A 21,614-nucleotide genomic window follows, 5' to 3' on the forward strand; every position below is an offset into this window, starting at 1 on the left:
TTTATTTTTGAACCATGAATGCAGAAAGTTTCTATCCTTTGTTATTAAAGGGCTCAAAGGTAACCATCGACAGCAGGAAAATTGAAAACAACGATATATTCTTCGCCTTTTCGGGCGAGAATTTCAATGCTGCAACTTTGGCAGAAGAAGCCATCAATCAAGGCGCACTCGCAGTAATTGTGGAGCAGAAGGAATTTGAAAACACCGAAAGAAATATCTTTTATGTTCCCTCCACTCTTGATTTTCTGCAGCAGCTTGCAACGTTTCACCGTGAAAAGCTAAACATCCCAATTATTGCATTGACGGGAAGTAACGGAAAAACGACTACCAAAGAAATTATTCACGCCGTGCTTTCAGAGAAATATAAGGTACAGTACACTTTCGGAAATCTCAACAACCATATCGGAGTTCCTTTAACGCTGCTTTCCATAAAGCCGGAGCACGAAATCGCTGTTGTGGAAATGGGCGCAAATCATCAGAAGGAAATCGAAATGCTCTGCAAAATTGCAAAACCCAACATTGGTTATATCACCAATTTCGGGAAAGCGCATTTGGAAGGGTTTGGCGGATTTGAAGGAGTGATCAAAGGAAAATCTGAATTGTACGATTACTTGATGGGGAATTCCCAAACCATTCTCGTCAACGAAAATGATCCGATCCAGCTTGAAAAAACGGTGGATTATTCCAATAAAATTACCTTTGGTAAAGAGACTTCGGATTATTCTTTTGAAGAATTTTCCGACAATAATTTTGTGGGTCTGGTTCACGACGGAGAAATCGCTCAGTCGAAATTGACCGGTAATTATAATTTCACCAACCTTTGTGCGGCAGCTTCGCTGGGATTTCATTTTGGTTTAAACTTTAACGAAATCAAGAAAGCAATCAGTAATTATACGCCAACGAATATGCGTTCGCAGATTTTGGAAAAAAATGGCAAAACCTTCGTGCTCGATACTTACAACGCCAATCCAAGTTCGATGACGGAATCGCTAAAAAATTTCAGCAAATTTGAGGGTTCAAAAACCATCATTATCGGCGATATGTTGGAGTTGGGTGATGAATCTGAAAATGAACACCACAATATTTTGCAATTAGCCAATTCCCTAAATTTTGACGAAATTATTACCGTAGGCAAATTTTTCAAAGCAGTAAATTCAGAATCAGCTTCTTTCGCCAGTTCATCGGAACTCGCGGATTATCTGAAAGAAAAGAAAATTGATTCCAAAAACGTTCTGCTAAAAGCTTCCCGCGGAATCGCGCTCGAAAAAGTCTTGGATTTTATCAGTTAGAAAGATTCCCAATATTCGTTCAGAATCAGTTTGATATTTTCGAAAGTCGAAGGGAAAACTTCGTCCCTAATCTGCTGTTCGTTTTTCCATGATACCTGCGAAATTCCTTCCTCGGTTTGCGGTTTCGGAACTTCGTCACCTACCGAAGTCATTTTGAACCAGTACGTAGTTTTAAGGATTTTGTCGCCGTTTCGCTCGGTATAGATGTGGAAGGTGTTGTTCAGAAATTTCTCCACCATCAGGTTTTGGAGTCCCGTCTCTTCGCCCACTTCACGGATCGCGGCTTGCTGTTCGGATTCCCCTTTTTCAATTTTTCCTTTCGGCAGATCCCATTTTCCCAACCGGTGGATAAAGAGAACTTCGCCGTTTTTGTTGCTCACAACGCCGCCTGCAGCTTCTACCACTTTAAAAATATGGGTAAAATCTTCCCAGATATCGTCGATGTTTTCACCATACACATTAAGTTCCGGGCAGGAAGTGTTTTCCAGCAGATCCACTGCAATTTCCAAAGTTGCAAATCCCTCGAAACGTAATTTTTTTTCCATTTCTTCCGGGTATTTACTCAATGTTAATTTTTTTTCATTGACAAAAACTTTATACATTTGCAGCACTTTAATTTTACAAAAATATAAAAATGAATTTAGAAGGACGAAAAATCATTGTGAATAAATCAGTAGCGGAACTTGTAGAAATGCTGAATAAACCCGAAGACTACAAAACGCTGATGCCGGAGTCGCTGCAAAGTTTTGAGACCCGCGACAATGGTTTTAAGTTCAGCTTGAAGGGAATGCCGGAAATCGCACTGAAAATCGAGGAGGTTACAGACAGCCAAGTGGTGTTGAAATCCGCAAGCTCAAGTCTGGATTTCGCTTTGCGCGGAACAATGGCTCCGGTTAGTGATTCACAGACCGAAATTCAGCTGCTTTTCGACGGGAACTTCAATCCGTTTATCAAAATGATGGTAGAGAAGCCATTACAGAATTTCATCAATTCCTTGACCGACAATATCGAAAAATTGTAAGAGATTTTCTCAAAAATAACAAATCCCGGAACGATCAAAAGTTTCGGGATTTTTATTTGGGTTAAAGTTAATGGGTATAACTTGCGAACGCCTCTTCCAAACTGTCGTATTTGCCTTTAAATTCATCAATTGGCGAGTCCTGGATAATGTTTCCTTCGTGAATTAAGATCACTCTGGAACAAAGCGCCTCGACTTCCCGCATGATGTGCGTTGAAAGGATCACGGTTTTCTCTTTCCCAATTTCGCGGATCACGTTTCGGATTTCAATAATTTGGTTAGGATCGAGTCCGTTGGTTGGCTCGTCGAGAATCAATAAATCAGGTGAATGTAAAATCGCTTGAGCCAGACCTACACGCTGTTTGTATCCTTTCGAGAGTTGCGAGATTTTCTTGGATTTCTCTGGGGTAATTCCGACCAGCTCGATGACTTCGTCGATTCTCTCTTTCGGTATTTTGTGGATTTCTGCAACAAAGTTAAGATACTCTTTCACATACATATTCTGGTAAAGCGGATTGTTTTCCGGCAGGAAACCGATATTCTTCTTAGCTTCAATTTCGTTTTCCGAAATATTTTTGCCATTAAAGATGATTTCGCCTTCGTCAACTTTGATCACGCCGCATACCGACTTCATCAGGGTAGATTTTCCGGCACCGTTTGGTCCGAGCAGTCCGATAATTTCGTTATTAATAATTTCGATATTGACCTGGTTCAGCGCGGTTTGTTCACCGAATTTCTTAGTCAGATTGATAATTTGGAGGGACATGGTTCTATGGATTGAACTGCAAATGTACATTATTTGAAACAAAAAAAACCCCGCAATTGCGAGGTTTGGTGAGCGCGATAGGATTCGAACCTATGACCGTCTGCTTAGAAGGCAGATGCTCTATCCAGCTGAGCTACGCACCCATAATGGTAAAAAAAAATTCCCGAAGGAATTCTCAAAAAGTCGGGGCGGCAGGATTCGAACCTGCGACCTCCTGGTCCCAAACCAGGCGCGATGACCGGACTACGCTACGCCCCGAAAATTGTCCAAAGGTTGCGGAGGGTGTGGGATTCGAACCCACGCGACCCTTGCGGGTCGACAGTTTAGCAAACTGCTCCGTTAACCACTCCGGCAACCCTCCTTTGCAATTTTTATAAGAACTTCTTTTCTGTAATTGCGAGTGCAAATATAAAACAGTTTTCACTATTAACCAAAACTTTTTACTTAAATTTTTTCGTATTTTTGGGAGATTAAACACAATAACGATCGTACAATGCGTAAATCCTTATATTTCATCGGCTTAAGTTTTTTCATTATTTCCTGCGGATCCCAAAAGCCAGTTCAGGCGACCAACCCAAAAAGTAAAACGACGGTCACTAACGTAAAACCTGCACAGAATCTGACGGAACCAACAAAGCCACCCGTTCAACATATCGGAGAATACGATTTCTTCAAAACCAATATTTCTGATCCAACCAAAAATGACAATACGATAAGCTACGGGTCGATCGTTTCTGCAGCTCCCAGAGGTTACCACGTTGTAAAAACCTTTTTTCCAGCAGTGGCGCAAAATTTTAGACAGCGATATATTATTCTGCATTATACCGCACTTAATGACGAGAAATCGGTTTCAGTTTTGACGCAGCAGTCGGTGAGTTCGCATTATTTGGTGAATAACAAAAATGATAGCGAAATCTACCAACTGGTTGATGAAAACAAACGTTCTTATCACGCGGGAGTAAGCGCATGGCGAAACGACAAAATGCTGAATGACACATCGATCGGAATTGAGATTGTGAACGACGGCTATAAAACTGATGCTTCGGGAGCAAAAATCTTCCCCGATTTCGATAATCATCAAATAAAGAAAGTTGCTGCTTTGGTGAAAGATATTGCAACACGTTATATGATTCCTCCAACCAATATTTTGGCACATTCCGATATTGCTCCGACGAGAAAACAGGATCCGGGACCGAAATTTCCATGGAAGAAACTTTACGACGATTACCAAATCGGTATGTGGTACGACGAAGCTACCAAGCAAAATTTCTATGCTGCGGCTCAGCTTGAAGATTACACCTTGCAGATGACGGTTCCTTCGTTTGTGTTTAAGGTTCAGGCAGCTTTCAAGACTTTTGGATATGATCTGCAACCTTCAGGAATGGTGGACGACGCGACCAAGAAAACCATTGAGGCGTTCCAATACCATTTCCGACCGGAGAAATACGACGGCGTTGTGGATGCTGAAACCTGGGCGATTTTGCAGGCATTGAATCAAAAGTATCCCAACAAGTAGTCATAAATCACAGATTATCAGTTAAATTCGGGCGAACAAATCGTCCGTTTTTAGTATAGCCATTAATAAAGTCAATTTTAGAAATCCACTTTTTAATCTTATCTTTTCATCAAATTTATTTTATGGAAAATTTCAGAAATGAAAGCGATTTGCTGGGTACGCTGCAGGTTCCGGCAAATGCCTATTACGGAGTCCAGACTCAGCGTGCGATCGATAATTTCAAAATTTCAGGGCAGCATCTTTCGTCATACCCCCATTTTATTGCAGCATTGGGAATGGTCAAAAAAGCCGCCGCAAAAACCAATTACGAATTAGGAATGCTCGATGAGCAGCTTTACCTAAAAATTGCTGAAACCTGTGATGAACTGGTTGCAGGAAAACTTCACGGCGAATTCCCTATCGATATGATTCAGGGAGGTGCAGGAACTTCCGTTAATATGAATGCGAACGAGGTGATCGCAAACCGTGTTCTGGAAAAACTGGGCAAGGAAAAAGGCGATTATCAGTTTTGCTCGCCAAACGACCATATCAACCTTTCTCAGTCAACAAATGATGCTTACCCAACTTCGATCAAGATCGCGTTGCTGAATATGAATATTGAGCTGGTTGAAAAACTGAAGAAAATCGTTGCAGCGTTCCGCGAAAAAGGGAAGGAGTTTTCTAATGTGATCAAAATGGGAAGAACCCAGCTTCAGGACGCAGTTCCGATGACTTTGGGACAGGAGTTCGAAGCATATGCAGCCAATCTTGAAGAAGATATTTCCAAACTCAACGCCAACGCTAATCTTTTCGTAGAAATCAATATGGGTGCAACTGCGATTGGAACGGGTTTAAACGCACCGGTTGGTTACGCAGAATTGTGCGCCAAAAATTTAGCCCAGATCAGCGGATTTCCAATTGTTTCCGCACCTAATTTGGTCGAGGCAACTCCTGATACCGGTTCTTACGTCATCTATTCATCGGCAATGAAGCGACTTGCCGTGAAGCTTTCAAAAATCTGCAACGACCTCCGTTTGCTTTCATCAGGACCGAGAGCAGGATTCTTCGAAATCAATCTGCCACCGATGCAGCCAGGTTCTTCGATTATGCCCGGAAAAGTAAATCCTGTAATTCCAGAGGTGGTGAATCAGGTTTGCTATAAAGTGATTGGAAATGATTTGACGGTGACTTTCGCTTCCGAAGCGGGACAGCTTCAACTGAACGTGATGGAGCCGGTTCTTTCGCACGCCATCATGGAAAGTAATATTTTCCTCGGTAATGCGATCGACACATTACGTGAAAAATGTATTAAAGGAATCACTGCTAATAAAGACGTTTGCCTGAATATGGTGAAGAACAGCATCGGAATTGTTACCGCACTCAATCCGTACATCGGGTACAAAAATTCAACGGAAATTGCGAAGGAAGCTTTGGAAACCGGAAAAAGTGTTTACGATCTCGTTCTTGAAAAAGGCGTGCTTTCTCAGGAGAAACTCGACGAAATTCTTGATCCTGCAAATATGTTGAATCCACATCATTTTTAAAATAAAAAAATTGCTCACTCTAAAAGGAACTTAATGAAGAAAATTTTAACGACCATTACTTTAACCGCAACATTATTGATGACCAGCGCACAAAAATTTGAAACCAGACAAATTACCGACAAATCCGGCTATTCCTACGAAACCGTGGAAGGCGACAAAAACGGAGTTCGGATTTATACCTTAAAAAACGGATTGAAAGTGTACCTCGCCAAAAACGACGACGCTCCCAGAATCCAAACCTACATTCCGGTCAGAACGGGAAGCAACAACGATCCCGCCGACAACACTGGATTGGCTCACTATCTGGAACACATGATGTTCAAAGGAACCTCAAATCTCGCGTCCGGAAACTGGGCAAAAGAGAAACCGCTCTTAGACGAGATTTCGGAACTTTACGAGCAGCACAAAGCCGAGAAAGATCCTGAAAAGAAAAAAGCCATCTACAAAAAAATCGATGAGATTTCGCAGGAAGCGAGCAAGTACGCGATCGCAAACGAATACGACAAAGCGATTTCTTCTTTGGGAGCAACCGGAACCAACGCACACACCTGGCTTGATGAAACGGTTTATAAAAACAATATTCCCAATAACGAGCTTGAAAAATGGCTCAAAGTGGAGAAGGAGCGGTTTTCTGAACTTGTTCTGCGATTGTTCCACACTGAGCTTGAGGCGGTTTATGAAGAATTCAACCGTGCGCAGGATAATGACAGCCGACTTGTAAATTATGAGCTAATGGACGCGCTGTTTCCGAAACATCCGAACGGACAGCAAACCACGATCGGGAAGTCGGACCACCTGAAAAATCCTTCGATGGTGGCGATTCATAAATATTTCGACACCTATTACGTTCCCAACAATTACGCAATGGTTTTGGTAGGCGATCTGGATTTCGACAAGACCATCAAATTGGTGGATGAGTATTTTGGTGGATTCAAATTCAGCGAACTTCCAAAGAAAGAAACGATTACCGAAGAACCGATGACCAAGATTGTGGAGCGAACTGTGAAAAGTCCTTCCGCACCTCGACTTCAGTTAGCGTGGAGAACGGATTCCTACGGAACAAACGGAGCGCGTCTTGCAGATATGGTCGCCAATATTTTGACCAATTCGGGGGAATCTGGTTTGATCGACCTTAACATTAACCAAAAACAAAAAGCGTTGAGAGCATTTGCTTACGCTTCTCCATTCAAAAACTATGGAAATTTTTCGATGGTGATTGTTCCTAAAAACGACCAAAGTTTGGATGATGCCAAAAAACTTTTGCTCGAACAAATAGATTTGGTGAAGAAAGGCGACTTCCCGGACTGGTTGATTCCTTCGATTGTAAATGACATGAAGATTCAACGGATGAAGAGTTTCGAAACAGCTGATGGACTTGCTACAACGCTTTACCAAACCTATATCGGAAACCAATCTTGGGAAAATGAACTGAACGAACTTAACGAATATTCCAAAATCACCAAAGCCGATGTGGTGAAGTTTGCCAACGATTTCTTTAAAGATAATTATGTCGTTATTAAGAAAGAAAAAGGCGTGAACGACAAACTCGTGCGCGTTGAAAATCCAGGGATTACTCCTGTGAAAATTAATCGTGATGCACAATCGCCTTTCCTGAAAGAAGTGATGGGAATTACACCTGCCGAAATCAAACCGCAGTTTGTGGACTACGCGAAAGCCATTAAAACAGATAAAATCGGCGACAAGAAAGCCAGCTTTGTCAACAACAAGTACAACGATGTTGCGCAGGTTTTCTTTATCTATCCATTTGGTGGCGACCACGACAAGGAGCTCGGTTTGGCGACACAGGTTTTGCAGTATCTCGGAACCGACAAACTGACGCCGGAACAGCTGAAGCAGGAATTCTTCAAATTGGGAATTACCAACGATTTCAGAACCGCTCCTGATCAGCTGATCATTTCATTGACCGGACTTGAAGAAAATATGCCGAAAGGAATCGAGTTACTGAAAAACTGGATGCAGAATGCAAAACCGGACGAAAAAGTTTACATTGACTATGTTCAGACCATTCTTGAAAGCCGCGAAGTTGCCAAGAAGGACAAGAACAGGATTATGAACGCACTCTCTAACTACGCCAAATTTGGCAAAGATTCGAGAATGACGGATGTGGTTTCTAAAGACCGACTGAATTCCATTAAATCGGTGGAAATGACCCAGAAAATCCAGAACCTGTTGAAGATGCCGTACCAAATTTTCTTCTACGGAAACGATTTCGGAAAGTTCAAAAATTATGCAAAATCCTTTGTGGAAAAAGAAACGTTGAAAGTTCCGGCAAGAAAGATTTATCCCGAACCGGCAACCACGGGTAAAGTTTTCTTCACCAACTACGATATGGTGCAAACCGAAATGAGCAAGATTGGAAGAGGAAGCGACGTGAATACCGAAAACTTTGGAAAGATCAACGTTTTTAATGAATATTTTGGAAGAGGGCTATCTTCGATTGTTTTCCAGGAAATCCGCGAGAGTAAGAGTTTGGCGTACACTGCCTATGTTTCGTACGCCGCAAACAACGAGTTGAAACACCCGGATTATGTGACGACCTATATCGGAACTCAGGCGAACAAACTTCCGCAAGCAGTAAATGCAATGGATGAGTTAATGGCGAACCTTCCGCAAATTCCGGCGCAGTTTGAAAATGCGAGAAATTCAGCACTAAAGCAGATTGCTTCGCAAAGAATCACGAGAACCAATATCTTTTTCAGCCAGCTGAATCTGCAGAAACTGGGAATCAGCACCGACTTCAGAAAGAATATCTACTCACAGATTGAAAAGCTGACTTTGAAAGACCTCACCGATTACTACAATTCAACGATAAAGCCACTACAATACAACACCGCAATTATCGGGAAGAAAGAAAACCTCGATATGGACGCGATGAACAAGATGGGAACTTTCCATGAAGTGACGCTGGAAGAGATTTTCGGGTATTGATAATTGGGGAAATCCTAAAAAAAAGTGAAGTTTCGGCTTCACTTTTTTTGTCTGACTCACTTTTTCGAATTCTTCTCCTCAATCCATTTCCCCAGATATTTGGTGCTTTGAAGCGTATGGTGCTGCAAAACCTGACCGAGAAAATTGTGGGATCTGTGTTGCTCTAAATTTTCGGAAAGTTGATTCAAGACCAAAGAAAATTTAGGAAGATGATTTCCTGGATTGAATCGATTTTGAATAATTTCAAAACCGTTTGTTTGCTTTTCCTTCCACAGATTTTCATCTTGGTAAAGCAGTATCGATTTTTCAACAAAGTCATCATCTTCATCACAAATAAAGCCGTTCCAGGAAAGGTTTCCATTCATCGCTTCTGCACCGATCGATGAAGTAATATTAGGAATCCCAAATTCCATGCTTTCCAAAAGTTTGCCTTTAATTCCCGCTCCGAAAGGAATCGGCGCAAGCAGAACCTTGTAATCTGAAAAAACGGTTTCCTTTTTTTCTGCCCTTCCTTTGATGAGGAAGCCCTCTTTTTCATTGTGCAATTGCAGTGCTTTTTCAGAAACATACGCTCCGTAAATATGCAGTTCGGAATCTGGAAGTTTCCCGCGGATTTTTGGCCAGATTTTTTTTAGATTCAAAACTGTTTGCCAATTCGGTTCGTGCAGGAAATTGCCGATGCTCACGAAGTTTTTACGCTCCGTGAATGTTCTTTCCGAAGTTTTTGTTTCCCCAAACATAGGGAGATAGTGGAGGATTTTAGGGTCGATTCTGAATTGCTCGGTAAGCAATTGGAATTCAAATTCGGAGATGATTAAAGAAAGATCACACCTTAGAATGGACGCGATTTCTCTTTTAAAAATGTCATTCACCAAATCGGAATATTCGGTTGTTCTGTGTTGTTTAAAGCTCATTTCACGCGCTTTTCGCAGAAAATGCAAATCTTCGGTATCGAGGATTCTCACTGCATTTGGACAAATCTCGGAAACTTTCCAGCCAAACTGTTCCTCAGTAGTGAAACGGTCGAACATCACAGTGTGTGGATTGAGTTCTGCGATGAGTTGCTCGAAAGAGCTGTCGTTTAATTTTATGGAATAAATGTCGATTCCCTTGGATTTCAGATCAAAACTGTTTTCTGAAACCGCAGCTGCCGATAGAAACGAGATTCTGTAATTTTCGCTCAGAAAAAAATCGATGAGCTGAAGCATTCTTTGTCCTGCAGCGGTGGAATCTGGCTCTGGAAAGACGGTGCCGATGATGACGAGATGCTTCATGTTTCAAAAATAGAAAAAGTAAAGGAATTCCAATTTTGGTAATAATTATTTATGAATAAATTTTTAGGTTACATAAATGTAACGTATATTTGTTTGAAACTTCTAACATGGATAGCAAAGAATTGATCAGAATTTTGACCAGGGACAATCGGTCTTTAAAAGCGGTGAAAGGAAGTCACCATCATTTCAGCCATCCGGAAAAGAAAGGTAAAATTACTGTTCCGCATCCCAAAAAGGATTTATCAATTGGAACGGTTAATGCAATTTTAAAACAGGCAGGACTTAAATTGAAAGCAATGAAAAAAATTAAGGTTACGGTAAGAAAATCCAACGGAGAATATTTTGGAAACACCGAAAATATTGAAGGAATCGTCGTTTCTTCAGGATTTTCATTAGATGAATTGAAAGAGAATATGAAACAGGCGTTTCTTTTTCATTTGGAAGAATGTGAAAAAGATGGTGATACTGATTTCGTTGAGAAATATAAGAATGGAGTAGAGTTCGTCTATGAAATCGATTTAGCGGGTATCGGAAAACAATTACCGGAACTGAACTTCGCGGAGTTGAGCCGCAGATTGGGAATTAGTCCTGTAATGATGAGAAAATATGCGACCGGAAAAACCAAAGCTTCTGAAAAAAGACTTTCTGAAATTCAGAAAGGAATTCGGGAAATTGGTAAGGAGTTGTCCGAAATAAATCTGCTTTAATTCTGCAAAAAAAAACTTTGCAGCGTGTGCAAAGTTTCTTGTGAGCTCGACAGGATTCAAACCTGTAACCTTCTGAGCCGTAATCAGATGCGCTATTCAGTTGCGCCACGAGCCCCGATTTTTGGTTTGCAAATATAACACTTTTTTGCTTTCTTTGAGAAATGAAATCCTATTTTTTCGCATTTGTTGCATTTCTCCTCATCTTTTCCTGCAAGAAAGAAACCCCAAAAACAGTTACCGACTGGGAAAAAATCTCTGAAAATCTTCAGTTTATACAAAACGAAAACACCTTTGACCTGAAATCGGGAAAGTTTAATTATTCATTTCCAAAAGAAAAATTGCCGTTGCAGAAGGTCATGCTGCTGAATGCAAGTTTGGTCGGTTACTTTACTGAACTCGGTTTGGAAGAGAAAATCATCGGGATTTCAAGTCCGGAATATGTGTACTCGGAAAAAATTCATCAACTGATCGATCAAGGGAAAATTACCAATATCGGGAACGAACAAAAGTATAATGTCGAGAAAATCATCGCGCTGAAACCCGACGCAGTCTTTACCAATTACATCGCAAGCTTTGAAAACACCTATGAACTGCTCAAAAAAAACGGAATCGAAATTATCTTTCTTGATGAATTTTTGGAACAGAATCCTTTACAAAAATCAAAATACCTGATCGTTTTCGGGAAACTTTTTAATGAAGAAGAAAAGGCGGTTTCAAGATTTAATGAAATTGAGAAAAGCTACGATTCCTTAAAAACTTTAGCAAGGAAATCAGCGACAAAACCGATTGTCTTGACCAACGAAATTTACGGTAACCAGTGGTTTCTTCCCGGTGGGAAAACCAACTTCGCGCAGTTTGTAGCCGATGCGAATGCGCAATACATCAATTCAGAAAACGATGAAACGAAAGCGGTTCCCATGAGTTTCGAGGAAGTCTTCGTAAAAGCTGAAAAAGCGGAATTCTGGGTAAATGCGGGAAATCACAAAACCAAAAAGGAACTGTTGCAGATCAATCCCAATTACGCTAAGATGAATGTCTTTAACAAAGGAAAAATCTACACGGTCACAGGAAGGGAAAAGGGAAACGCGAACGATTATTTTGAAAGCGGAGTGGTGCGCGCAGATTTAATTTTGAAGGATTATGTAAAGATTTTCCATCCCGAACTTTTACCAAATTATGAATTGACTTATACGAAGGAACTTCATTGAGGTGGCGAGTTTCAGGTTTCAAGTTTACTCACAATTTGATTTATTTTTTTACTTGAGTTCGTGAATGCTTCGCATTTCAGGTTTCAGTTTTGAAGTTTCACTAAGTTACTTGATGAAAAAACTTAGGATTCTTGTCGGACAAAATTCCTATTTTTGCTGAATTATTACGTGTTTTGGATGGTTATCGAACAATTTCAAACCCAATCAAACATTTCAAACTATCTTCAGATGTGGAAGAAAATCAAAAAAATCATATATCTTATCGTCCTCGCCAATATTCTCTTTATTGTTTGGGGTAAGTTTTTCAATCCGCCCATCACCATTACGCAAATCGGCGGTTTGTTTGAATTTGGAAAGCTGAAAAGAGATTATGTTTCCTACGCCGAAATGGGCGACAATGTGAAAAAAGCGGTCATTGCCGCCGAAGACCAGACTTTTTTCGACCACAACGGATTTGACTACAAGGCAATCGAGAAAGCCGTAAAACACAACAATGCAGGAAAAAAACTTCGGGGCGGAAGTACGATTTCGCAGCAAACCGCAAAAAATATTTTTCTTTGGCAGGGAAGAAGCTGGATCAGAAAAGGTTTGGAGGCAGTTTACACCTTCATTATCGAGCTGATTTGGGGCAAAGACGTGATTCTTGAAAGATATCTGAACTCCATCGAAATGGGACGCGGCGTTTTTGGGGTTGAAGCGGCTTCGGAATATTATTTCAATAAACATTCGAAGGATTTGACCAAGAGTGAAGCTGCGTGGATTGCCACCATTTTGCCGAATCCCAAGAAATATGATCCCAAGAATCCGTCCGCTTATCTGAACAAAAAACACAGCTGGATCATGCGGCAGATGAACAATGTCAGTTTGAAATAATTTATCTTTGCGGTAACTATGGAGTTTAAGTTCCGAAATACCGAGGATTTCCGCAGTGTTTGTGTGAAGTATTTCAGTTTCAGAAATGAGACTGATTCCACCGAACCGATACGCAAACTGCTACCTGCAATCAGGAACGCATATTTTTCTGAATTTCTCGATTTTCTAAAAGAGAATCCCGAAATTACAGAAAACCTCTCTCAATATATTCATCAACTTTTTAAAGGTAAACCTTTCAACCTTTCGTTGACGGAGGCGAATATTCTTTCGGAAAATGCGTTCTATCCCGAGTTGAAGAAACGGCTTCTTGACAAATTTCTCCCGGCAATCGAGAATGAGCAAACCGTTTGGTATTTGGTCGATACGATTTCGGTGCGTCCGAAAAAAGACCTGGAATTTTTCCATAATCAGGATCAGGATCAGTTAGACGAGCTTTTCAGATTGCTGCGAATCGACCGCTTTATCGGTGAAAAATTTGTAAAAAAAGAACTGTATTTCTCGCTGAACATTTTGGCGTGGCGGGCTTTAGGAAACGCGCTCGATGTGGAAGTAGTAAATATGGCTCCGAATTATCGTAATCTTGACAACCCTTTTGTCGCGATGCAGAACGAGATCGATTCGCTAACCAAAGATTTTCAAAAGAACCCCGATTTTGTGCTCAGTTCAAAAGATCCGCACTATAAGCAGATCCGGATTTACCTGACCCAGTGTTTCACTTTCGTGGGCGAAGCTTTTAAGAATTCAAGCAAGTACGGTATTTCGGGTAAGATTAACCAGTTCCTGTTGAAAATTCGGCAGCAGCTTGCGAGGATTAATGATATTCTGGCGGTTTTGGTGATTGATAAAGAGGAAGATGCTCTGCAAAATTCCAAACAGTTGTTTTTCAATATTCTGGAGTATAAATCGCACAAGAACAATGTTGCGGAATTATTTTCTGACAGTACCACGCTCATTTCGCACCTGATTACGAACCACACCGCGGAAACCGGTTCCCATTACATTACCTCGACGCGAAGGGATTACCTGAAAATGTTTCTACGCGCGAGTGGAGGTGGAGTGATTGTGGGCGCACTTTGTGTGCTGAAGCTGCTGTACAGCTATATTCCGGGAAGTGATTTTTCGCACGCATTTCTTTATGCTTTAAATTATGCGATGGGGTTCATTATGATTTATCTGATGAATTATACCCTGGCTACGAAACAGCCCGCAATGACGGCTGCAACGATGGCAAAAGTGCTTTCCGAAGGGAAGAATACCCGAAAGAATTACGTCGATTTTGCGCACTTGGTTTCCAAGGTTTTCCAGTCGCAGTTTATTGCGTTTATGGGAAATGTGCTGCTCGCTTTTCCGGTGGCGCTCGCTATTATTTATGGAGTTGACGTTATTTTCAAAGAGAACTTTGCTTTTGACAAATCGGCGAAACTCTTAACTGATTTAGACCCTTTCCAATCAAAGGCAATTTTTCATGCGTCGATTGCAGGTTTCTTCCTTTTTCTTTCAGGGATTATTTCTGGAAATATCGGCAACAGTTCGGTGTTTTACAGAATTCCTGAAAGGATTGCCAAGAATCCTTCTCTCAATTATTTCTTTGGGGCAAGAATCTCTAAAAATATCTCCGATTATTACTCGAAAAACTGGGCGGGAATTGTCTCCAACTTCTGGTTTGGTATTTTCTTGGGGGTAACCGGACCGGTCGGACTTTTCTTGGGTCTAGATCTCGATATCCGACACATTACTTTTGCTTCCGGGAACTTTGCACTCGGTCTTTACGGTAAAGAATTTTCGGTAAGCCATTACGCTTTCTGGATTTCTTTTATTACCGTTTTCCTCATTGGTTTTTTCAATTTTGCGGTAAGCTTTGGCTTGTCGATGATTTTGGCGTTCAGGTCAAGACAGGTGAAATTTGGCGATATGAAAGAGATTTACCGGGAAATCCTGCGGTATTTTATGAAAAATCCGTTGAGGTTTTTCATTCCTTTACGTTCGGAACTGGATAAAAGTGCAAAAGAGCTTGTTGAAAAAACGGTCGCTACAAAACCAAAAGATCACTAATTTTTTCGCTGCCGAACTTTTCCTGAAATTTCTTTAGAAAAAAAGTTTTCCGCATTCTGAAATCGTTTTTCAGCAAAGACGATTTTATTTTGATGGAAAGGAGTTTGCCGTTCAAATTCACGTCTCCGATTTCTCTGAAAAGTGCATCGTCCAAGTATTCCGAGAGAAAATCTTTCACCTCAAAAGCGAGCAGTTTTTCCTCAAAACCATAAATCTTCGCAAATGATTTCACGACTTCTGAACTTTGGTATTCTCTTTTTCTTTTCATTCGAAAATGTTCGGGTTTACAAACCTAAGAAAAAATTATAAGCCACTGGTAGGAATAATCAAAATCCATTGAAAAGCCGAAATCTATCCTTTACGAATCGATTCCTTTATTGGTTGCTCATGCTCTATGTTTTTTGGTTAGTTTTCAAAATCCATCATTATTTTGGCTTTATCAGAAAAATATTGACTGTATTCAAAAAGAAATTTGCCTTTGGATTGTTAATAATTGCTAAATTTTAATACTTTTGAAAATCTTTAAAAAATTAAAACAATGTCGAATCTTTGGAGAACGAAACCATTAAACCAACTTCTTGCAGAGGCGGAAGAAAGTGATAAAGGACTCAAGAAAACCCTCACTTCCGGTGCGCTGGTTGCGTTGGGAATCGGTGCGATTATCGGAGCCGGGCTATTTTCAATCACCGGAATTGCAGCGGCAAACTACGCCGGTCCGGGAATTATGATTTCATTTATCATCGCCGCTTTAGGTTGTGCTTTTGCCGGATTGTGTTATGCGGAATTTGCTTCGATGATTCCTGTTGCAGGAAGTGCTTACACGTATTCTTATGCAACAATGGGTGAGTTCATCGCCTGGATTATCGGTTGGGATTTGGTTTTGGAATATGCAGTGGGAGCGGCGACAGTTGCTTCGAGTTGGTCGGGATATCTCGGTAAACTTTTCCATACTTTTGGGGTGAGTCTTCCTCAGGAACTTCTGATGACACCATTCGACGTGGGTGCAAACGGAGCAGCTGGAATTATCAATCTTCCCGCAGTTTTTATTGTGGTCATCATGTCATTAATTCTAATCAAAGGAACCAGCGAATCAGCATGGGTGAATACCGCGATTGTAATTATGAAGGTAGGGATTGTCCTGATTTTCATCTTTGTTGGTTTTAAATATGTTAAGCCGGAAAATTTAACTCCGCTTATTCCTGAAAATACGGGTAAGTTCGGTGAGTACGGTTGGTCGGGAATTATTCGGGCCGCGGCAGTCGTCTTTTTTGCCTATATCGGTTTTGATGCCGTTTCTACAGCTGCACAGGAAACTAAAAATCCTAAAAAAGCGATGCCGATCGGAATCATGGGTTCGCTCCTGATTTGTACCGTTTTGTATATCGCCTTTGCTTATGTAATGGTGGGAGTTGTACACTATAAAGCTTTTACAGCTGGAGGTGGAGCAGATCATTTAGCGCCGGTTGCGATTGCGATTGAAGCGATGGGAGCTGTTATCAACGGAACAGTGGTTCCTGAATATCCTTGGTTGAATACGTCGATCATTATTGCGATTCTTTTGGGTTACGCGTCGGTAATTTTGGTGATGTTGATGGGGCAGAGCCGCGTTTTCTATTCTATGAGCCATGATGGTTTGCTGCCGAAAGTTTTCAGCGAGATTCATTCTAAATTCAGAACTCCGTTCAAATCCAATATTTTCTTTTTGGTTTTTGTGAGTTTGTTTGCAGCGTTTATTCCAGGTAGAGTTGTTGGTGAGATGACTTCAATCGGGACTTTATTCGCATTCATCCTCGTTTGCGTCGGAGTTTTGGTGATGAGAAAAACCCAACCGGATGCACCGAGAGCTTTCAAAACTCCATTAGTTCCGCTGATTCCTGTGTTGGGAATTTTGACCTGCTTCGGAATGATGGCGTTTCTGCCTTTCGATACCTGGATCCGTTTGGTGATCTGGATGATGATTGGTTTGGATGTGTATCTTTATAGAGGAATCAAAAACTCCTTCCTTGGGAAACACAACAATACGACCAACGATCCGAAGAACTATACTGTTTCGGCAATTTGCGGCGCAGCGTTGACATTGATTTTGATCGTTCTTACCTATTTCCATCACCAAGCGGCAATTGCTGAAAACATTGACGATGGCGGTTTGGTAATTTTCTCTGTGGTAATGATCGTTCTCCACGTACTGATTTACGGATATTACTATTTCGTTAGAAGCAAGAAATAGCATTTCAAATAAACTGTGAACTTCCCGTCGTAATGGCGGGATTTTTTTTAATTTTGGTTTAAAGGTTCTTGCGACGTGCAGGGAATTTCCTTCGAAATAAACCTAAATTTGCTCCCTTTAGGGGATTGGGGTAATCAATTTTAGGTTTATTCAAAAAATTTAAACACGCATCAAAGAATTATTAACAATGAAAAAGATTATTGCCGGATTATTATTAATGATATTGAATTTCACATTTGCGCAGAAACTGGAATTTCAAACATTATTAAAAGACAAAATCAGCATTCGAGCCATTCAGATATGGAACGGGAAAGTTTGGTATGCAGGAACGGATTCGAAGTTTGGGTATGTTTCGCTAAAAGATTCTGCAGATAAGAAACAACTGATTCTTTGTGACATCAAATTGCAGTTCAGAACTCTGGGTTTTGACGGAGAACGATTTTATGCAATCGGCATAGAAAGTCCTGCATATTTTTTCGAAATAGACAAAAATACACTTGATTTCAAAAATACATATGTTGATACTCATCCAAAAGCATTTTATGATGCAATAAAATTTGATGATAAATCTCGTGGAATTGCTATAAGTGATCCGGATGAACACCATTTCGTCAAATTTAAATATTTTAATTTCAGACCAACAAAAGGAATTTACAGGTTACCAAATTATTTTGATGGTGAAGCGCATTTCGCCGCGAGCAATTCAAATATTGCAATGAAAGGCGATTGGGTTTGGATCGCAACAGGAGGAAGTAAAGCCAGAATTTTTAAATTCAATTGGAAAGATTTGATGGATTGGAAGAAAATTGATACGCCCTTCATTCAGGGAACTTCAACACAGGGAATTTATTCCATCGATTTTTATGACGAAAAATTCGGAATCGCTGTCGGCGGTGATTATACCAAACAATCTGAAAATGTCGATAACATCGCAACCACCAACGACGGAGGGGAAACCTGGCAAATTCAGGCATCGGGGAAAAATGGCGGCTACAAAACCTGCGTGAAAATCCGCCCGAAATCAAAAGGAAAAGACATTATTGCAGTAGGTGACCAAAACATCGAGTTCTCCTCAGACTACGGAAAAACCTGGACAAAGATCTCCGATGAAAAAGGACTCTACGTTTGTGAATGGGTTGATAAAAACACTTTGGTTTTCGCAGGAAAAAATCGGATTGTTAAAGTGATAATGAAGGATTAATAATTAATAATGAAGAATTCTGGTGAGATTTGTCATTAAGTCAAGGAAAATAATTTGCCTATTTTTGCAGACATGAACTCTTTAATCGACAAATACAATATTCCCGGACCTCGATACACTTCTTATCCAACCGTTCCTTTTTGGGACGAAACCACCTTCACCGCCGATCAGTGGAAAGAATCCGTGATTCGGTCATTCAATGAAAGCAACAGTGGTGAGGGAATTTCAATCTATATTCACCTTCCGTTTTGCGAACAGCTGTGTACATTCTGCGCGTGTCACAAGAGGATTACCAAGCAACATTCCGTGGAAACTCCGTATCTGGAAAGCGTTTTGAAAGAATGGGATCTGTATCTTGAATTGTTTAAGAGCCAAGAGCCAAGAGCCACGAGCCAAGAACCAATTAACGAAAGCCAAGATACGCTCCAACTCACCGACACTCCAACTCACCGACCCAAAATAAAAGAACTCCATCTCGGTGGCGGAACTCCAACTTTCTTTTCTCCTGAAAATTTAAGGATTTTACTGGAAGGAATTTTCGCCAAGGCAGAAATCGCTGAGAATCCTGAATTTTCTTTCGAAGGACATCCCAACAATACGACGAAAGAACATTTGCAGACGCTGTACGATTTGGGCTTCAGAAGATGCAGCTTCGGTGTACAGGATTACGATCCGCAGGTGCAGAAAGCCATCAACAGAATCCAGCCATTTGAAAATGTTGAAAAGGTGACAAATTGGGCTCGAGAAATCGGCTACAAAAGTATTTCCCACGATTTGGTGTTCGGTTTGCCGTTCCACAACTGGAAAAAACAGGAATATACGATCCGCAAAACTCTGGAGCTGAAACCTGACCGTTTGGCATTCTACTCCTACGCTCACGTTCCTTGGATTAAAGGTGTCGGACAAAGAGGTTTCGACGAAAACGATTTGCCGAGCGGCGAAGAAAAACGCAAACTCTACGAAAACGGAAAAAAACTTCTCGAAGAACTCGGCTACATCGAAGTCGGGATGGATCACTTTTCGCTGGAACACGACGATCTGTATCAGTCGATGATTTCGGGCGATATCCACAGGAACTTCATGGGGTATTCATCCAGCAAAACCCAGTTGATGATTGGTTTGGGAATGAGCGCGATCTCGGATTCGTGGTACGCTTTTGCCCAAAACGAAAAAACGGTGGAGGAATACCAAAAAAGAGTGGAAGAAGGAATACTGCCTGTTTTCCGCGGACATATTTTAAACGAAGAAGATTTAATCATCAGAAAGCATATCCTAAATTTAATGTGCCGACTTGAAACTTCTTGGGACACACAGAACTTCGTGCCCGATCTGGAAAACTCCATTCACCAACTAAAAGAAATGGAAGCCGACGGTTTGGTGGAAATCTCCGACAACGCTATCAAGATTACCGAAAAAGGACGCGCCTTCACAAGAAACGTGGCGATGACCTTTGACCTGAGGATGATGCGTAACCAACCGGAAACAAGGATTTTTTCGATGACGATTTAAATAAATGAGCTTATCGTTTATTCAACCGCATTTATTTTATGATTATTTTCTGAGAATAGATTTTTAGTTGACCAGTTTTAATCGTTAAGAAATAGACTCCAGGTTTCAAATCCGAAACATCAATTTTTTCTTTATTAACCATTTTATTCAAAACTGTTTTTCCTTCGTAGTCAATGATTTCTGCGGCATAATTTCCGCTTTTAAGTCCTCTAACAAATATTTTATCAGAGGTCGGATTTGGAAATATTTTGATCTGACTGATATTAGAATTTTCCGTCGCAAGTGGAGTCGTGGTAACTTTAAAAATTTTTCCGTTGTTTATTGCAGCTACATAAAGTTCTTTGTTGGCATCAACTCCGAATGTTGAAAAATTATTTCCAGCAAAAACTGAACTCCAGATAATACTTCCGTCATCATTCATCATTCCGATTTGTTTTGAGCAAAAATCTGCGAAAAAATATTTTCCTACTAAAGCTGGGTACAGAGTTCCGCGATAAACATAACCTCCTGTGATGGAGCATTTTCCTCCGGAATGATCATAAACTGCCATTGGAAAAGTCATGGTAGAACTGATTGCGCAACCCGAATTATTGTAAACAGAATTTCCCTCGTAGCAGCGCCATCCGTAATTAATTCCTGATTGGGAAACAGGCATTCTGTTGATTTCTTCAAAAATCTCTTGTCCAACATCGGCAATCATTACATTTCCGGTCGTTTCATCAAAAGAAAATTTCCATGCGTTTCGAAGTCCAATTGCCCATATTTCATCAGCTCCATCAGTTCCCACGAAAGGATTGTCGGTAGGAATATTGTAGGTTCCGACAGAATTAACATCAATCCTCAACATTTTTCCTAAAAGAGAGTTCTTGTTTTGTGCGTTGTTGTTTGGATCGCCGCCACCGCCACCATCACCGGTTGAAATCCAAAGGTTTCCGTCGGGCGCAAAATGCATGCTTCCACCGTTATGATTAGTAAAAGGTTTTGTAATATTCAGCAAAATTTTTTCTGAAGCGGGATCTGCAAGATCGGGATCTGTAGGATTCACAGAAAATCTCGAAACTGTAATATTTCCTTCGGTGTTATTGTAGTAAACAAAGAAATACCCGTTGGTAGAATAATTTGGATGAAAAGCAAGACCAAGCAAACCTCTTTCACCGCCAAATGTAATTTTTGAGCTGATGTCGAGAAAATCAGCAGAATTGCTAACTCCGTTGGGCTGAACAATTTTGATAAACCCATTTTGTTGAACAACAAAGAGCCGACTGTCTTTGGCATTTACAATTTCTACGGGGCTTCCGAATCCGCTCGCAAATTCTTGTAAAATAATTTCCTGACCTTTCACCCCGAAAGTCAGAAAAAGTATGAGAATAAAGGTTGTTTTTTTCATAATATTTTGGTTTTTAAAGTTTTGTGAATTTATTAATATTTGTTCAGTTTCGCAATAAATTGCTATAAAAAGAAATTTTTGTTTTTTTTTTCTTTGTGAAATTCATGAATGAAAT

Annotated in this window: 17 protein-coding genes and 4 tRNA genes; 12 read left to right on the top strand and 9 right to left on the bottom strand. The window is 40.6% G+C overall.

The window, feature by feature from the left end; all coding sequences use genetic code 11:
- Positions 1-14: 14 nt before the first annotated feature.
- Positions 15-1,289, top strand: a complete 1,275-nt coding sequence (locus MTP09_RS04295; protein ID WP_243550774.1) for a UDP-N-acetylmuramoyl-tripeptide--D-alanyl-D-alanine ligase — start codon at positions 15-17, stop codon at positions 1,287-1,289.
- On the opposite strand, the gene MTP09_RS04300 is transcribed toward MTP09_RS04295, so the two are convergent.
- The gene (locus MTP09_RS04300) at positions 1,286-1,891 is read right to left on the bottom strand and encodes an NUDIX hydrolase (protein ID WP_243550775.1); all 606 of its coding nucleotides are present in this window, start codon (positions 1,889-1,891) and stop codon (positions 1,286-1,288) included. The genes MTP09_RS04295 and MTP09_RS04300 overlap by 4 nt on opposite strands.
- 32 nt (positions 1,892-1,923) lie before the next feature.
- Between MTP09_RS04300 and MTP09_RS04305 the strand changes: the two genes are divergently transcribed.
- On the top strand, positions 1,924-2,310 hold the full coding sequence (locus MTP09_RS04305; protein ID WP_243550776.1) for an SRPBCC domain-containing protein: 387 nt from the start codon (positions 1,924-1,926) through the stop codon (positions 2,308-2,310).
- Positions 2,311-2,377: 67 nt separating this feature from the next.
- Here MTP09_RS04305 and MTP09_RS04310 read toward each other — a convergent pair whose 3' ends face one another.
- The 4 genes from MTP09_RS04310 to MTP09_RS04325 all read right to left on the bottom strand — a co-directional run bounded on the left by MTP09_RS04310 (position 2,378) and on the right by MTP09_RS04325 (position 3,434).
- Entirely contained in the window at positions 2,378-3,073 is a 696-nt protein-coding gene (locus MTP09_RS04310) for an ABC transporter ATP-binding protein (protein WP_243550777.1), read from the bottom strand.
- Between the two features lie 66 nt (positions 3,074-3,139).
- Positions 3,140-3,216 (bottom strand) — tRNA-Arg (locus MTP09_RS04315).
- A gap of 40 nt (positions 3,217-3,256) precedes the next feature.
- A tRNA-Pro gene (locus MTP09_RS04320) sits at positions 3,257-3,331 on the bottom strand.
- A gap of 18 nt (positions 3,332-3,349) precedes the next feature.
- Positions 3,350-3,434, bottom strand: a tRNA-Ser gene (locus MTP09_RS04325).
- A gap of 132 nt (positions 3,435-3,566) precedes the next feature.
- Between MTP09_RS04325 and MTP09_RS04330 the strand changes: the two genes are divergently transcribed.
- The 3 genes from MTP09_RS04330 to MTP09_RS04340 all read left to right on the top strand — a co-directional run bounded on the left by MTP09_RS04330 (position 3,567) and on the right by MTP09_RS04340 (position 9,061).
- Positions 3,567-4,589, top strand: a complete 1,023-nt coding sequence (locus tag MTP09_RS04330) for an N-acetylmuramoyl-L-alanine amidase (RefSeq protein ID WP_243550778.1) — start codon at positions 3,567-3,569, stop codon at positions 4,587-4,589.
- 122 nt (positions 4,590-4,711) lie between these two features.
- Positions 4,712-6,112 carry an aspartate ammonia-lyase gene (gene aspA / locus MTP09_RS04335; RefSeq protein WP_243550779.1) on the top strand — a complete coding sequence of 467 codons (1,401 nt, stop codon included), beginning with the start codon at positions 4,712-4,714 and terminating at the stop codon, positions 6,110-6,112.
- 33 nt (positions 6,113-6,145) lie between these two features.
- Positions 6,146-9,061 (top strand): M16 family metallopeptidase, encoded by a 2,916-nt coding sequence (locus MTP09_RS04340; RefSeq protein WP_243550780.1) that lies wholly within the window; start codon positions 6,146-6,148, stop codon positions 9,059-9,061.
- A gap of 56 nt (positions 9,062-9,117) precedes the next feature.
- On the opposite strand, the gene MTP09_RS04345 is transcribed toward MTP09_RS04340, so the two are convergent.
- Positions 9,118-10,335, bottom strand: a complete 1,218-nt coding sequence (locus MTP09_RS04345; RefSeq protein ID WP_243550781.1) for a glycosyltransferase — start codon at positions 10,333-10,335, stop codon at positions 9,118-9,120.
- Positions 10,336-10,442: 107 nt separating this feature from the next.
- On the opposite strand from MTP09_RS04345, the gene MTP09_RS04350 reads away from it, so the two are divergent.
- Positions 10,443-11,042 carry a type II toxin-antitoxin system HicA family toxin gene (locus tag MTP09_RS04350; protein ID WP_243550782.1) on the top strand — a complete coding sequence of 200 codons (600 nt, stop codon included), beginning with the start codon at positions 10,443-10,445 and terminating at the stop codon, positions 11,040-11,042.
- Between the two features lie 41 nt (positions 11,043-11,083).
- Here the strand turns inward: MTP09_RS04350 and MTP09_RS04355 are convergent.
- Positions 11,084-11,157: transfer RNA gene (locus MTP09_RS04355), tRNA-Arg, on the bottom strand.
- Between the two features lie 46 nt (positions 11,158-11,203).
- Here MTP09_RS04355 and MTP09_RS04360 point away from each other — a divergent pair.
- From MTP09_RS04360 to MTP09_RS04370, 3 genes are all read left to right on the top strand, one after another.
- A complete protein-coding gene (locus tag MTP09_RS04360) occupies positions 11,204-12,250 on the top strand; it encodes an ABC transporter substrate-binding protein (protein WP_243550783.1) in 1,047 nt (348 codons plus the stop codon).
- 228 nt (positions 12,251-12,478) lie between these two features.
- Positions 12,479-13,123: a monofunctional biosynthetic peptidoglycan transglycosylase gene (mtgA, locus tag MTP09_RS04365; protein WP_243550784.1), complete on the top strand. Its 645-nt coding sequence runs from the start codon at positions 12,479-12,481 to the stop codon at positions 13,121-13,123.
- Between the two features lie 18 nt (positions 13,124-13,141).
- Positions 13,142-15,175: a site-specific recombinase gene (locus MTP09_RS04370; RefSeq protein WP_243550785.1), complete on the top strand. Its 2,034-nt coding sequence runs from the start codon at positions 13,142-13,144 to the stop codon at positions 15,173-15,175.
- Here the strand turns inward: MTP09_RS04370 and MTP09_RS04375 are convergent.
- Positions 15,153-15,443 carry a hypothetical protein gene (locus MTP09_RS04375; protein ID WP_243550786.1) on the bottom strand — a complete coding sequence of 97 codons (291 nt, stop codon included), beginning with the start codon at positions 15,441-15,443 and terminating at the stop codon, positions 15,153-15,155. The genes MTP09_RS04370 and MTP09_RS04375 overlap by 23 nt on opposite strands.
- A 270-nt stretch (positions 15,444-15,713) precedes the next feature.
- Between MTP09_RS04375 and MTP09_RS04380 the strand changes: the two genes are divergently transcribed.
- The 3 genes from MTP09_RS04380 (at position 15,714) to hemN (ending at position 20,112) form a co-directional block, all read left to right on the top strand.
- Positions 15,714-17,402: an amino acid permease gene (locus tag MTP09_RS04380; RefSeq protein ID WP_243550787.1), complete on the top strand. Its 1,689-nt coding sequence runs from the start codon at positions 15,714-15,716 to the stop codon at positions 17,400-17,402.
- Positions 17,403-17,589: 187 nt separating this feature from the next.
- Entirely contained in the window at positions 17,590-18,603 is a 1,014-nt protein-coding gene (locus tag MTP09_RS04385; RefSeq protein ID WP_243550788.1) for a WD40/YVTN/BNR-like repeat-containing protein, read from the top strand.
- A gap of 72 nt (positions 18,604-18,675) precedes the next feature.
- Positions 18,676-20,112, top strand: a complete 1,437-nt coding sequence (hemN, locus tag MTP09_RS04390) for an oxygen-independent coproporphyrinogen III oxidase (protein ID WP_243550789.1) — start codon at positions 18,676-18,678, stop codon at positions 20,110-20,112.
- Between the two features lie 31 nt (positions 20,113-20,143).
- Here the strand turns inward: hemN and MTP09_RS04395 are convergent, their stop codons facing one another.
- Positions 20,144-21,499, bottom strand: a complete 1,356-nt coding sequence (locus MTP09_RS04395) for a PQQ-dependent sugar dehydrogenase (protein ID WP_243550790.1) — start codon at positions 21,497-21,499, stop codon at positions 20,144-20,146.
- Positions 21,500-21,614 lie beyond the last annotated feature (115 nt).

Source organism: Chryseobacterium suipulveris (assembly GCF_022811685.1).
In the GTDB taxonomy this organism is placed as follows: Bacteria; Bacteroidota; Bacteroidia; order Flavobacteriales; family Weeksellaceae; genus Kaistella; species Kaistella suipulveris.

Excerpts from the sequence above, each read along its gene's own strand:
- MTP09_RS04295 (WP_243550774.1), top strand. The coding sequence starts at position 15 with ATGAATGCAGAAAGTTTCTATCCTTTGTTATTAAAGGGCTCAAAGGTA.
- MTP09_RS04300 (WP_243550775.1), bottom strand. The coding sequence starts at position 1,891 with ATGTATAAAGTTTTTGTCAATGAAAAAAAATTAACATTGAGTAAATAC.
- MTP09_RS04305 (WP_243550776.1), top strand. The coding sequence starts at position 1,924 with ATGAATTTAGAAGGACGAAAAATCATTGTGAATAAATCAGTAGCGGAA.
- MTP09_RS04310 (WP_243550777.1), bottom strand. The coding sequence starts at position 3,073 with ATGTCCCTCCAAATTATCAATCTGACTAAGAAATTCGGTGAACAAACC.
- MTP09_RS04330 (WP_243550778.1), top strand. The coding sequence starts at position 3,567 with ATGCGTAAATCCTTATATTTCATCGGCTTAAGTTTTTTCATTATTTCC.
- aspA (WP_243550779.1), top strand. The coding sequence starts at position 4,712 with ATGGAAAATTTCAGAAATGAAAGCGATTTGCTGGGTACGCTGCAGGTT.
- MTP09_RS04340 (WP_243550780.1), top strand. The coding sequence starts at position 6,146 with ATGAAGAAAATTTTAACGACCATTACTTTAACCGCAACATTATTGATG.
- MTP09_RS04345 (WP_243550781.1), bottom strand. The coding sequence starts at position 10,335 with ATGAAGCATCTCGTCATCATCGGCACCGTCTTTCCAGAGCCAGATTCC.
- MTP09_RS04350 (WP_243550782.1), top strand. The coding sequence starts at position 10,443 with ATGGATAGCAAAGAATTGATCAGAATTTTGACCAGGGACAATCGGTCT.
- MTP09_RS04360 (WP_243550783.1), top strand. The coding sequence starts at position 11,204 with ATGAAATCCTATTTTTTCGCATTTGTTGCATTTCTCCTCATCTTTTCC.
- mtgA (WP_243550784.1), top strand. The coding sequence starts at position 12,479 with ATGTGGAAGAAAATCAAAAAAATCATATATCTTATCGTCCTCGCCAAT.
- MTP09_RS04370 (WP_243550785.1), top strand. The coding sequence starts at position 13,142 with ATGGAGTTTAAGTTCCGAAATACCGAGGATTTCCGCAGTGTTTGTGTG.
- MTP09_RS04375 (WP_243550786.1), bottom strand. The coding sequence starts at position 15,443 with ATGAAAAGAAAAAGAGAATACCAAAGTTCAGAAGTCGTGAAATCATTT.
- MTP09_RS04380 (WP_243550787.1), top strand. The coding sequence starts at position 15,714 with ATGTCGAATCTTTGGAGAACGAAACCATTAAACCAACTTCTTGCAGAG.
- MTP09_RS04385 (WP_243550788.1), top strand. The coding sequence starts at position 17,590 with ATGAAAAAGATTATTGCCGGATTATTATTAATGATATTGAATTTCACA.
- hemN (WP_243550789.1), top strand. The coding sequence starts at position 18,676 with ATGAACTCTTTAATCGACAAATACAATATTCCCGGACCTCGATACACT.
- MTP09_RS04395 (WP_243550790.1), bottom strand. The coding sequence starts at position 21,499 with ATGAAAAAAACAACCTTTATTCTCATACTTTTTCTGACTTTCGGGGTG.